The sequence below is a fragment of the Xanthobacter sp. BG11Y11_SDJG genome, assembly GCF_057364445.1.
This window is the reverse complement of record NZ_JBNFNU010000109.1, coordinates 1-11,599: the sequence shown is the minus strand read 5'-3', so window position 1 is coordinate 11,599 and position 11,599 is coordinate 1. Positions and strand designations below refer to the sequence as shown.

The following is an 11,599-nucleotide window of genomic DNA, read 5'->3' as shown; positions in this document are numbered from 1 at the left end:
TACCATTCGCCGGCGACGGCGCGACCACCTGGCACGGTTCGCCAGCGCCATCGTCGCCGCGGCGGCGGCGCACACCGGCCGCAAGCCCGAGGTCGCCCCCATCACCACCGCCGAATATCCGACGCCGGCCCGGCGGCCGCGAAATTCCGAACTGTCGAGCGCGCTGTTCGAGCGCACGTTCGGCGTCAAGGCCGCGCCCTGGTCGCAGCGGGCGCGCGAAGTGGTGGACCAGCTGCTCGGCGCGAAGGCCGCCGGGACACGCACCGAGGAGGCAAAGTGAAGGGCATCATCCTCGCCGGGGGTTCCGGCACCAGGCTCCACCCCATCACCCTCGTCGTGTCAAAGCAGTTGCTGCCGGTCTACGACAAGCCGATGATCTATTATCCCCTGTGCACGCTCATGATGGCGGGCATCAAGGATATCCTCATCATCACCACGCCCCACGACGCGGCGCTGTTCAAGGCGCTGCTGAAGGACGGCAGCCAGTTCGGCATCGCGCTGACCTATGCGGTGCAGGAGCATCCGCGCGGGCTCGCCGACGCCTTCATCGTCGGCCGGGACTTCGTGGGCGACGATCATGTCGCGCTGGTGCTGGGCGACAACCTGTTCTTCGGCCACGGCCTTCCCGAGCTGATGCAAGACGCCGCCCGCCGCACCGCGGGCGCCACCGTGTTCGGCTATCCGGTGACCGATCCCGAGCGCTACGGCGTTGTGGAGATGGACAAGAGCGGCCGCGTGCTCTCCTTGGAGGAGAAGCCGGCGAAGCCGAAGTCCAACCTCGCCGTGACCGGGCTTTATTTCTACGACAACCAAGTGGTGGAGATCGCCGCCGGCCTGAAGCCCTCGCGCGCGGCGAGATCGAGATCACCGACGTGAACAAGGCCTATCTGGAGCGCGGCCAGCTGCACGTCTCCATGATGGGCCGCGGCTTCGCCTGGCTCGACACCGGCACGCCGGATTCGCTGGTGGAGGCCGCGCAGTTCGTGCAGATCATCGAGAAGCGGCAGGGCCTTCGGGTCTCCGCCCCCGAGGAGGTGGCGTTCCGCGCCGGCTTCATCGACGAGGCGCAACTGCGGGCCCAGGCGAAGGCGTTCGCCAAATCCACCTACGGCGCCTACCTCAGCCGCCTCGCGGACGATGGCATCTAGAGCGCGATCCGATCAAATTGAACCAATTTGATCGGTGAATCGCCCTCTAACTTATTGATAGAGAACGCGTGATCCGATCAGCCTGCGATGCAGGCTGATCGGCGCGTGCTCTAGCGCCCGATCCGATCCGCTCTTGGCGCCGAGCGGATCGGGAGCGGGGTCAGGCGTCGGCCTGGCTGACGAACTTCACATTGAGATAGGGCTCGATGCCTTCGGCGCCGCCCTCGCTGCCATAGCCGCTGTCCTTGACGCCGCCAAACGGCGTCTCCGGCAGGCCAAGGCCATGATGGTTGATGGAGACCATGCCGCTCTCGATTTCGCCGGCGAGGCGCGCGGCGGCGCGCTGCGAGCGGGTATAGGCATAGGCGGCGAGCCCGTAGGGCAGGCGGTTGGCTTCGGTGATCGCCGCATCCAGGGTCTCGAACGGCGCGATCAGCGCCACCGGCCCGAACGGCTCCTCATTGAGCAGGCGGGCGTCGGGCGGCAGTTCGCTCACCACGGTGGGCGCGTAGAACCAGCCGCGATTGCCCCGTCGCGTGCCGCCGGTGACGACGCGTCCGCCCTTGTCGCGCGCGTCCGCGACGAACGCCTCCATGGCATCGAGCCGGCGCGGATTGGCGAGCGGCCCCATGGTGGTGTCCGGATCGAGCCCGCTGCCGAGCCGCTGCGCCTCGGCGGCGGCGACGAAGCGCTCCAGGAACGGCTGATAGACCGACTCTTCCACCAGGAACCGGGTCGGCGCGATGCACACTTGGCCGGCATTGCGGAACTTGCCGGCCGCGAGCACCCGCACGGCGGTGTCGAGATCGGCATCCGCGCAGACGATCGCCGGCGCATGGCCGCCGAGTTCCATGGTGGCGCGCTTCATGTGCGCGCCGGCGAGCGCGGCGAGCTGCTTGCCGACCACGGTCGATCCGGTGAAGGAGATCTTGCGCACCTGCGGATGGGGAACGAGATAGCCGGATACGTCCGGCGGATGCCCGTAGACCAGGTTCAGCGCGCCCGCCGGCAGGCCGGCATCGGCGAAGGCGCGCACCAGTTCGGCGCAGCACGCCGGCGTCTCCTCCGGCCCCTTGAGGATCACCGCGCACCCGGCCGCGAGCGCCGCCGCGCTCTTGCGCGTCGCCTGGCTCACCGGGAAGTTCCAGGGCGTGAAGGCGGCGACCACCCCAACCGGCTCGCGCAGGGAGAGCTGGTGCACATGGTCGGCGCGCGCCGGAATGACCCGTCCATAGATGCGGGCCGCCTCGCCGGCGAACCACTGGATCACGTCCGCCGACAATTGCACCTCGATGCGCGCCTCGGCCAGCGGCTTGCCCTGCTCCAGCACCATCAGGCGCGCCACGTCCTCGGCGCGCGCCCGCAGCAGCTCGGCCGCCTTCATGAGCACGCCGGCGCGGGCGTGGGCGCTCTGCCGGCGGCCAGTCGGCGAAACCTTGCGTTGCAGCGGCGAGGGCGTCGTCGAGGTCGGCGGTCTCGGCGAACGCGCAGGTGCCGATCGCATCCCCGGTCGCCGGGTTGAGGACGTCGAACGTGCGCCCGCGCGCGCCGCGCGCCATTCGCCGCCGATATGGAGCAGGACATCCCGATACATGGTCGTTCCTCGATCCGCCGCGCGCCAGCGCGGACCGGCGCCGGCGGAGAGGCCCCCGCCCCCTCCCGCCCGCGCCCCGGACCGGCTAATTCTTGGACCTGGAGCCCGTTTTTCTAGGATCACCGCACGCCAGCGGTCCACCTCCTTGCGGTAGAAGGCCGCAAATTGGGAGGCATCCATGGTCGAAGGCACCGAGCCCGACGACTTGAAGAACTTGAGCATCGCCTCGGTCTTGAGCGCCTTGCGGATCTCGGCATTGAGGAAGGTGACGCGGTCCGCGGGGATGCCCTTGGGGCCGAAGATGCCGAACCAGGCGCTGACCTCGAAGCCCGGCAGGCCCACCTCGGGCGCGGACGGAACGTCGGGCGTCACCTCCGAGCGCGTCGGCGTGGACACCACGAGGCCCGTGAGCTTGCCGGAGGTGATGAAGGGGGCGATGTTGGCCATGTCCATGATGACCATCTCGCAATCCCCGGCCATCACCGAAAGGATGCCCGGGCCGCCGCCCGGATAGGGGATGATCTCGAACTTGGTCCCGCTCTCCTTGCGGAAGGCGGCGGTCGCGAGCTGGCTCCCGGTGCCCGAGGTGGCCGAGTTGAACTTGCCGGGGTTGGCCTTCAGCTTGGCGATGAGGTCCCCGAACGTCTTGATGCCGGAATTGGGGTTGACGGCCAGCGCATAGGGCATGGCCATCACCTGGGAGATGGGCGTGAAATCGGCGATGGGATCGTACTTGGCGTGGTTGAGCGTCGGGTTGACGCCGATCGCCATGGTGTCGATCAGGATCGTGTAGCCGTCAGGCTCGGAGCGCCGCATATAGTCGACGCCGATCATGCCCGAGGCGCCCGGCTTGTTTTCCACCACCACGGTCTGCTTCAGGCTCTCCTGCAGCTGCTGGGCCAGCAGGCGCGCGGTGCCGTCCATCGCGCCGCCTGGCGCGTAGGGAACGACCAGGCGAATGGGCCGTTCGGGAAATGACTGCGCCTGCGCCACGGCGGCCGGTCCCAGCGCGCAGGCCAGGACGGCAAGCGCGCCGAGCAGTGTTCTCCGCTCCATAGGTTTTCTCCCTCTCTTGCAGGTTTCGGCCCGCACCGCGCCGGCGGCTGCCGGGCGCGACGCGGCCTTGGGTCGGGCCGGCTTGCGGCCGCTCTTGGCCCGTGCCGGGCGATGTCAGGCGAACAGGTTCTTCCGCGGCGTCGGATCGAGATTGAAGAGCCGCGCCGCATTGAGGCCGAGGATGTTCCGCTTCGCCTGCTCGTCGATGAACGGAAGGTCACAGATCATCTGCGGCAGGTCGAAGTCGAAATGCGGCCAATCGGACGAGAACAACAGCTGCGTCTTCGCATTAATCATGTCGAAGGTGTTTTCCAGCGCCTTCGGATGCGTCGTCTCCATGGGCTGCGTGGTGTAGAAGCAGGTGTCGCGCATGTATTCGGACGGCATCCGCTTCAACTGCGGCGCCTCGGACTGGCGCATCAGATACTGGTCGTCCAGCCGCTGCATCAGGAACGGCACCCAGGCGAGGCCGCTCTCCACCCACAGCGTGTTGAGCTTGGGGAAGCGCTCGGGAATGCCGTTGAGGATCCAGTTGGTCATGTGGATCATGTTGCACCACACGAAGCCCAGGCAGTGCATGCCCAGGAACCGGTTCACGGTGGCGAGCGAGGGATCCTGCCAGTGGTAGCCGGCATGGAAGGCGAGCGGCTTGCCGCGCTCCTCGATCATCCGGTAGAGGCGCATGTAATCGTTGTGGTGCACCGGCTTGGTGCGGGTGCTGGTGACGCAGAAGCCGATCACGCTCTTGTGGTCGCCGAATTCCTCGACCGCCCGCTCGGCCTCCTGCGGGGTGTTGAAGGGCAGATAGACGAGGGTCTTAATGCGGTCGTCGCCGGCAAGGATCCGGTCCGCCATCCAGCGATTGTAGGCGCGGCCCAGCCACACCTCCATTTCCGGCTGCGGATGCATGCCCAGGAACAGCATCGGGGTGGGGAACACCACCATGTTGTCGACGCCGAGTGAATCCATGGCGCGGCGCGTGAGCACCACGTCGCGGTGGACGTCGGTGTCCGCGACCTTCTCGCGCTGGTCGTCCTGGTGCGGGATGCGCCCGCCCACCGACTGGTAGCGCAAGCCGAGGTCGCCGTTCAGGCCGTAAGGCGGGCCGCCGATGCGCTCCGACTGGTAGCGCATGGCATTGTCGCGGATCACCGGGTCCTCGATGTACTGGACCACTTCCTTCCACGAGACGGTTTCCACGTGGTGCGCGTCGATGTCGACGACGAACCAGTCCTGCAGGCCGCGCAGGCGCGCGTTGCGCTTGGCGTGGGCGAGCACCTCGCGGGTGTCTGTGTAGACGTCGATCTGCTGGGTGGCCGCATAATTGGGGCCGAACTTGCCTTGGACGTTCATGGGCGGGGCCACCTTAGGAGATGTGTTCGTCGGGGCGGCGGCGATACCAGAGCGCCAGTTCCACCGGACCGAGATGAAGCGCACGCAGCATCTCGGACACTGCCGAGAGCAGTTCGGTGGGCGTCAGCTCGCTGTCGCGCTCGCCGAAGATGGGCGAGAAGGTGCGCTCCTCGCCGTCGGACTTCGCCACGTAGAGCCGCACCGCGGCGGTCAGGATCTGCGCCACCGCCTCGTCGGAGATGCGGGCGGCGGCGCCGGTCTCCACCAGCTCACGGGAGGCGGCGAGCAGCTTGGGCGCCGTGGCGTCGATCCAGGCATAGGGGTCGTTGCGACGGTCGTCTTCAGGCGCGGACATAAATCTCTCCGTCTCGCACGATCAGTTCGGCCTTGCGCAGCCGCACGCGCTCGTTGCCGGGATGCTTGCCGGTTCGGATGCTGAATTCGTAGCCGTGCCAGGGGCAGATGATGTGGTCTTCGCTTTCGTCGTAGGCCTGGGCGCGCACCTGCCCGTCCCCATCGACGGGCTCCAGCACGCGCTTCATGATGCGGCCCTGGCAGACGGGACCGGCCCGGTGGGCGCATCGGTTGTGCCAGGCGTAGAATTCGCCCGCGATCCGAAAGACACCGACTTCGGCCTCACCGCAGAGGACGACCTTCCGGTCCCCGTCCGCATAATCGTCGACCTTTCCTGCGCTGTACTCGTTCATGACGTTTCCACCTGCCAATTCTTATGCTGCATTGCGGCGTCGAGCGCCTTCAGGGGCAATCGCGGCGTACAAAACCTTGCATCATCACAATCTGGATGATTGAACCCGAATTGTAATATGTCTAATATTAGTTTTCTGAAGGCGTGATATCCTGGGTGGATCACGGCATGGACCTGAGGCAGTTCCGGCAGTTCATCGCGGTGGCCGAGGAGCTCAGCTTCCGTCGCGCGGCGGAGCGCCTTCACATGGCCCAGCCACCGTTGACGACCGCGATCCAGCGCATCGAGGAGGAGGTGGGCGCGCCGCTCATCGAGCGCACCAACCGCATCACCTGCCTCACCCAGGCGGGAGAGGTCTTTCTCGAAGAGGCGCGCCGCACGGTGCAGCAGGCCGAGCGCGCCGTGCAGGCGGCGCGCCGCGCCGCCAACGGGCTCAAGGGGTCGCTGCGGGTCAGCTTCGTGCCGAGCGCGGCGCGGGACATCCTGCCGCCGTTCCTGCGCCGCTTCCGCGAGGCCTATCCCGACGTGGAGCTGCAACTGCGCGAGCAGATGACGGCGCAGCAGGTGCGCAGCCTCAACCAGGACGAAGCGGACGTCGGCTTCGTCATTCCCCCGGTCGAAGCCGACCAGGGCCTGACCATCCGGCCACTGACCAAGAGCGAGATGATCGCGGCTTTGCCGGAGGGTCACCGGCTGTGCGGCCTCGGCCAGGTGGCGCTGTCGCAGCTGAAGCAGGAGGCGTGGGTGTGCATCCCCCCGCGCGAAGGGCCGGGCCTGCACCGCAGCATCCGCGAGGCCTGCTCGGCGGCGGGCTTCGCGCCGCTGATCATGCAGGAGGCGCAGCAGATGGACACCATCATCTCGCTGGTGGCCGGCGGCATGGGCGTCGCGCTGGTGACCAAGGCGAGCGCAACCGCGGAGCGCAAGGGGGTGGTGTTCTGCCCGCTGACCGGCAAGGGCGCGCCGGTGACCTACGAACTCGCCCTCGCCTATGGCCGCCGCACGCCGGTCCTCGACGCCTTTCTCGCCCTGAGCGAACTGCACTGGCCGCAGCCCTACACGCGCAGCCCGCCCTGAGCGCCGCGTGGCCCCCTGCCCCGCGGCGCCCGCCGGCGTTCAGACGGCGAGGACCTGGCGGATGCGCGCGGCGCACCACGTCGCTTGCGGCCGCGCTGGCGTCCCGGTCCAGCTTCACGTCGTAGGCGATCTTGGCGGGGCGCAGCAGCACCACGATCCGGTCGCCGATCTGCAGCGCCTCGTTGATGGAATGGGTGATGAACACCGCCGTCTTGCCGTTCTCGCGCACCAGGCGGGCGAATTCCTCGCGCAACCGGTTCGCGGTCATCTCGTCGAGCGCCGAGAACGGCTCGTCGCAGAGCAGGATGTTGGCGTTGGTGGCGAACGCCCGGGCGATCGAGACGCGCTGGCGCATGCCGCCCGAGAGCGCGTGCGGGTAGTCGTTCTCGTGGCCGCCGAGGCCGAGCTTGGTGAGCCAGTGCTGCGCCGTGGCGAACCGCTCGGCCTTCGAGATGCCGAGCATCTCCAGTCCGAGCGCCACGTTCTCGATCGCCGTGCGCCAGGGCAGCAGCCGGTCGTTCTGGAACACGATGGCGATCTTGCCGCGAAACCAGTCGAACTGGCGGAACGGGTCGTGGCCGGACACCACCACCCGCCCCTCGCTCGGCTCCAGCAGGCCGGCGATCATGTTGAACATGGTGGACTTGCCGCAGCCGGTCTTGCCGAGGATCGCCACCAGTTCGCCGGCGCGGATTTCGAGGTTCAGATCGTCCACCGCGCGGAACAGGTCGCCGCTGCCGTGGCGGCCGAACGTCTTGCTGACGTGATCGAACCGGATCTCCACCGGAGCCGCGCCGTCGTCGTGGGGGAAGGAATTGGCGGCGGCGGTCATAGGCTGCGCTCCGAAACGGCCCGATAGCTGAAGAGCAGGGCTTCCAGGAGGGAGATCGCGTTCTGGACCAGCAGGACGAAGAAGACGAGCTGCAGCGTCCAGGCGAGCGCGCCGGCCATGTCGAACAGCTGCTGCTGCTGCAGCAGTTCATAGCCGACGCCGCCGGTGGCGCCCACCAGCTCGGCCACCACGACCACGCGGGACGCGTTGCCGAGATTGACCTTCCAGGCGGTGAAGATGTCCGGAAGGATGGCCGGCACGATCATGGTGCTGAACAGCTTGAAGCGCGTGGGCCGGAAGCTCATCACCATCTCGGTGAGGTCCTTCGACATGGCTCTCAGGGCGCCCAGAATCTGGAAGGTGAAGGCCGGCAGCGTCGTCAGCACCATGATGAAGAAGATGCGGAACTCGATGCCGTGGAACCAGATGATGGCGAACACCACCCAGGACAGCGCCGGGATGCCCTGGAAGAAGGCGAGGATCGGCGACAGGAACCGGTCCACTGCCTGCGAGCGCGCCATCAGCACCGCCAGGAGGGCGCCGATCGCGAATGCCCCCGCAAGTCCCGCAAGGATGCGCCACACCGTGGCGAGCACGTTCGCGAACTGGCTCCAGTGGGTGAATATCTCGATGCAGCGCCAGAACACGTCGACGAGCGAGGGGAACAGATAGGGCGGGAAGAACTGCGCCGCGATCTGCCACAGCGCGATCAGGACCGCGAACGGCGCGGCGATGCGCGCCCCGCCGCTGAGCACGGAGAGGACGGCCAGGGACGATCCCTGTGCCGCCGGCGCGCGCGCGTTCACCGCTTGCCTCCCTCGAAGATGGTCCCCGGCGCGGGCGCGCCGGGCAGGAAGGCGATGCTGCGGCCGGCCTCGTAGACGGCGTTGATTTCCTTCTTGACGTCGGAAGCCCAGACCACGTTCAGCCCGAGCCGGTCGTTGGCGCGGATCAGCTGGGCGAGCGCGGCCTGGTCCTCGGGCGTGCCGCGCGGCGCGATCACCTTGGCGGCCGCGTCGGGATTGGCCTGAACCCAGGCGGCGGCGTCCTTGTAGGCCGCATAGAGCTTGGGAACCAGCGCCTGGTTCTGCGCCACCCAGTCGGCATGGGCCGCCACCCCGAGATAGGGAATGCTGGTGGAATTGGCGAACGCCTTCCAGCTGTCGATGATCTTCAGATCGAGGGTCTGGATCGACGGCTTCTTCGACAGCAACGTGGTGTAGGCCGGCTCCCAGAGCTGCACGGCGCTCGCCCGGTCCGCCAGCGCATAGCCGACGAGGCCCGGGGTCGCGGTGTTGACCACCGAGATCTTGGAGGTGTCGACCCCCTGGCGGCGCGCCAGCCAGTCGAACATCACGAAGTTGGTCGTGCCCTTGGCGGCGGCGAGGTCCTTGCCCTCCAGGTCCTTGAGGGTCTTGACGTCCGGCCGCGAGGTCACCACCCCGCCCCAGAAATCGAACAGGTTGAACAGATAGGTGACCTTCACGCCGCGCAGGTCGGCAAGCCCCACCGTGAGCAGCGCCGCGCTGCCGCCCACCTTGTACTCGCCCGAATTGAACTGGGCGGTGTAGGCGTCCGGCGTGCGCTCGGCGAAGGTCAAGTCGAGGCCGTGCTTCTCGTCGTATTTCTGCGCCTTGATCACCGGCGGCAGGAAGGCGCCCAGCGAGGGGGGCCCGAACACCACGATCGACAGCTTCTCCAGGGTCTGCGCCTGGGCGGTGGGCACCGCTGCCGCCATAACGGCGGCAAGGACGGCGGCGGCTTTGGTGGCGACCACGATCTTCATGGACGTTCCTCCTGAGGTTCTGCTTCTTGTGTGTTATGGGGGGCCTGCCCGGGGCGGCGCGGTGCAGCAGGCCGAGGACGGCGTCGGCGAAGGCGTCGCCCGCCTCCACCGCCGAGAGGTGCGCCCCCTCGACCGCGCAGACGTCGGCCCCGGCAATGGCGGCGGCGATTTCCTCGCCCCGCGCGGGCGGGGTGGACGGATCGTGCAGGCCGACGATCACCCGCGTCGGGCAGGCGATGCCGCCCAGTTCCGCAAGGATGTCTTCGGAGGCGAGCACTTCGCAGCAACTCGCATAGCCTTCGCCGGACAGGGCGCCGATGGTCGCGCCGATCTGTGCGACCCGCTCGGGCCTTGCGGCCCGGAACGCGGGGGTGAACCAGCGCTCCAGGGTCGGCGCCACCAGCGGGGCGAGGCCATCGGCCCGCGCCGCCCGGGCGCGATCGTGCCACATGGCGGCGGGGGGAAAGCTGGCCGCGGTGTTGGCGAGCGCGAGGCCCTCGACCCGCTCCGGCGCGTCATGGCGAGCCGCATGCCGGTGAAGCCGCCGAGCGACAGCCCGCAGATCACCGCGCTCTGGATCTCCAGTGCGTCCATCACCGCCGCGAGGTCCGCTGCCAGCAGCGCCAGGCTGTAGGGGCCGTCGGGCGCATCGGAACGGCCGTGGCCGCGCGTGTCGTAGCGCACCAGACGGGCGTGGGGCGCGAGCCGGGCGGCCACCTCGTCCCACATGCCCATGTCGGCGGCGAGCGAGTTGCTGAACACCACCGTGGGCGCGCCCGCGGTCCCGGCCTCGCTGACGGCGAGGCGCACGCCCGGCTCGACCTCCACGTGCCGCACCTGTGCGATCGACCCCTGCATGTGCCTACTCCGCCGCACCGAGGGCGGCGTCGCCCTCGAATTCCTTGCGCAAGGCCGTGAAGAAGCGGCCGACGAGATGCTTGGAGACGCTGCCGAGAATGCGCTGGCCGACCCCCGCCACGAGGCCGCCCACCTCCCCCGCGCCCTGATAGGCGAGCAGCGAGCCGCCCTCCGCCGGCGTGATCTCGAACCGCGCCGTGCCGGAGCCGTGGCCGAGCGAGCCGGAGCCCGACACGCTGATGTGGCAGGTCTTCGGAGGGGTCTTGTCGCTCAGCGCGATCTCGCCCTCGAACGAGCCGCCGACCGCCGCGACGCGCAGCTGCATCTCCACCTTGTAGGCGTCCGGCCCGGTCTCGGTCATGGTCTTGCAGCCGGGAATGCAGCGCGTGAGCACGGCCGGATCGTTGAGCGCCTGCCACAGGCGCTCGGGATCGGCGGCGATGGTCTCGGAGCCTTCGAGGTCGATCTTCATCCCGGCCTCCTGCTCACAGGCCGAACAGGCGCTGGGCCAGCCCGCCATTGATGGAGGCGCGCTCGGCGTCGGAGAACGAGGTCTCCTCGACGATCCGCAGCGGGGCCAGGTCGCCGATGGGGAACGGCATGTCCGAGCCCATCATGATCCGCTCCGCGCCGACCATGTCGGCGAGGTAGCGCAGCGTGCGCGGGTCCTGGACGATGGTGTCGTAATAGAGCGCGGCCAGCGCGGCGTCGGGATCGCCCAGCGATTTGTCGAGCGCATAGTTCCGGCGCAGCCGGCCGACGATGTAGGGCAGCGCCGCGCCGCCGATGCCGGCGACGATCTTGGCCCTGGAATAGCGCGTCACGTGGCCGGCATAGATCAGGCGCGACAGGGCGATCAGCGTGTCGGTGATGCGCCCCACCGCATTGGCCATGCCGTAATCGTGCACCCGGTCGTCGCCGCTCTCGAACACCGGGTGGATGAACACGGCCGCGCCGAGTTCGTCGGCGGCCTCCCAGAACGGCGTCAGCGTCGGATCGTCGAGCACGCCGCCCTTGCCCTTGGGCTGGGTGCCGATCATGGCGCCGCGGAAGCCGGCGGCGTGGGCCTCGCGCAGCACCTCGGCGGCCAGCCGCCCGTCCTGCCAGGGGCACGCTGGCGAGCGGGATGGAAGCGCGGCTCGGCCTTGGCGGCGGCGGCGACGGTGCGCCGTTGGCGGAGCCGCGACTC

General features: G+C 68.6%; 10 protein-coding genes and 4 pseudogenes. 3 read left to right on the top strand and 11 right to left on the bottom strand.

Annotated features, from left to right (window positions below):
• Together AC2W7M_RS11300 and rfbA are read left to right on the top strand one after the other, a co-directional pair.
• Positions 1-280 (top strand): sugar nucleotide-binding protein (locus AC2W7M_RS11300; RefSeq protein ID WP_486132450.1); only part of this gene is annotated, 280 nt, incomplete at its 5' end.
• A pseudogene (gene rfbA / locus AC2W7M_RS11295) lies at positions 277-1,148 on the top strand (glucose-1-phosphate thymidylyltransferase RfbA). The gene AC2W7M_RS11300 and the pseudogene rfbA, both read left to right, overlap by 4 nt.
• Positions 1,149-1,308: 160 nt before the next feature.
• On the opposite strand, the pseudogene AC2W7M_RS11290 reads toward rfbA, so the two are convergent.
• From AC2W7M_RS11290 to AC2W7M_RS11270, 5 genes and pseudogenes are all read right to left on the bottom strand, one after another.
• Positions 1,309-2,742: pseudogene (locus AC2W7M_RS11290) on the bottom strand (NAD-dependent succinate-semialdehyde dehydrogenase).
• A gap of 123 nt (positions 2,743-2,865) precedes the next feature.
• A pseudogene (locus tag AC2W7M_RS11285) lies at positions 2,866-3,666 on the bottom strand (Bug family tripartite tricarboxylate transporter substrate binding protein); the annotation flags it as partial.
• Positions 3,667-3,912: 246 nt separating this feature from the next.
• Positions 3,913-5,151, bottom strand: coding sequence for an amidohydrolase family protein (locus AC2W7M_RS11280; RefSeq protein WP_486132449.1), 1,239 nt, complete (start codon positions 5,149-5,151; stop codon positions 3,913-3,915).
• Positions 5,152-5,164: 13 nt separating this feature from the next.
• Positions 5,165-5,506: a hypothetical protein gene (locus tag AC2W7M_RS11275; RefSeq protein ID WP_486132448.1), complete on the bottom strand. Its 342-nt coding sequence runs from the start codon at positions 5,504-5,506 to the stop codon at positions 5,165-5,167.
• Positions 5,493-5,858, bottom strand: coding sequence for a Rieske (2Fe-2S) protein (locus AC2W7M_RS11270; RefSeq protein ID WP_486132447.1), 366 nt, complete (start codon positions 5,856-5,858; stop codon positions 5,493-5,495). The genes AC2W7M_RS11275 and AC2W7M_RS11270 overlap by 14 nt, the downstream gene beginning before the upstream one ends.
• Positions 5,859-6,025: 167 nt before the next feature.
• On the opposite strand from AC2W7M_RS11270, the gene AC2W7M_RS11265 reads away from it, so the two are divergent.
• Positions 6,026-6,934, top strand: a complete 909-nt coding sequence (locus AC2W7M_RS11265) for a LysR family transcriptional regulator (protein ID WP_486132446.1) — start codon at positions 6,026-6,028, stop codon at positions 6,932-6,934.
• Between the two features lie 295 nt (positions 6,935-7,229).
• Here AC2W7M_RS11265 and AC2W7M_RS11260 read toward each other — a convergent pair.
• The 6 genes and pseudogenes from AC2W7M_RS11260 to AC2W7M_RS11235 all read right to left on the bottom strand — a co-directional run.
• Positions 7,230-7,766: pseudogene (locus AC2W7M_RS11260) on the bottom strand (ABC transporter ATP-binding protein); the annotation flags it as partial.
• Complete coding sequence (locus AC2W7M_RS11255; RefSeq protein ID WP_486132445.1) at positions 7,763-8,572, bottom strand: ABC transporter permease; 810 nt, start codon at positions 8,570-8,572, stop codon at positions 7,763-7,765. The pseudogene AC2W7M_RS11260 and the gene AC2W7M_RS11255, both read right to left, overlap by 4 nt.
• Positions 8,569-9,552 carry an ABC transporter substrate-binding protein gene (locus AC2W7M_RS11250; protein ID WP_486132444.1) on the bottom strand — a complete coding sequence of 328 codons (984 nt, stop codon included), beginning with the start codon at positions 9,550-9,552 and terminating at the stop codon, positions 8,569-8,571. Before AC2W7M_RS11250 ends, AC2W7M_RS11255 begins: the two co-directional genes overlap by 4 nt.
• A gap of 216 nt (positions 9,553-9,768) precedes the next feature.
• On the bottom strand, positions 9,769-10,410 hold the full coding sequence (locus AC2W7M_RS11245) for an alpha/beta fold hydrolase (RefSeq protein WP_486132443.1): 642 nt from the start codon (positions 10,408-10,410) through the stop codon (positions 9,769-9,771).
• Between the two features lie 4 nt (positions 10,411-10,414).
• Positions 10,415-10,882 (bottom strand): SRPBCC family protein, encoded by a 468-nt coding sequence (locus AC2W7M_RS11240; protein WP_486132442.1) that lies wholly within the window; start codon positions 10,880-10,882, stop codon positions 10,415-10,417.
• A gap of 13 nt (positions 10,883-10,895) precedes the next feature.
• On the bottom strand, positions 10,896-11,599 hold a 704-nt coding region (locus AC2W7M_RS11235), incomplete at its 5' end, for an amidohydrolase family protein (protein WP_486132441.1).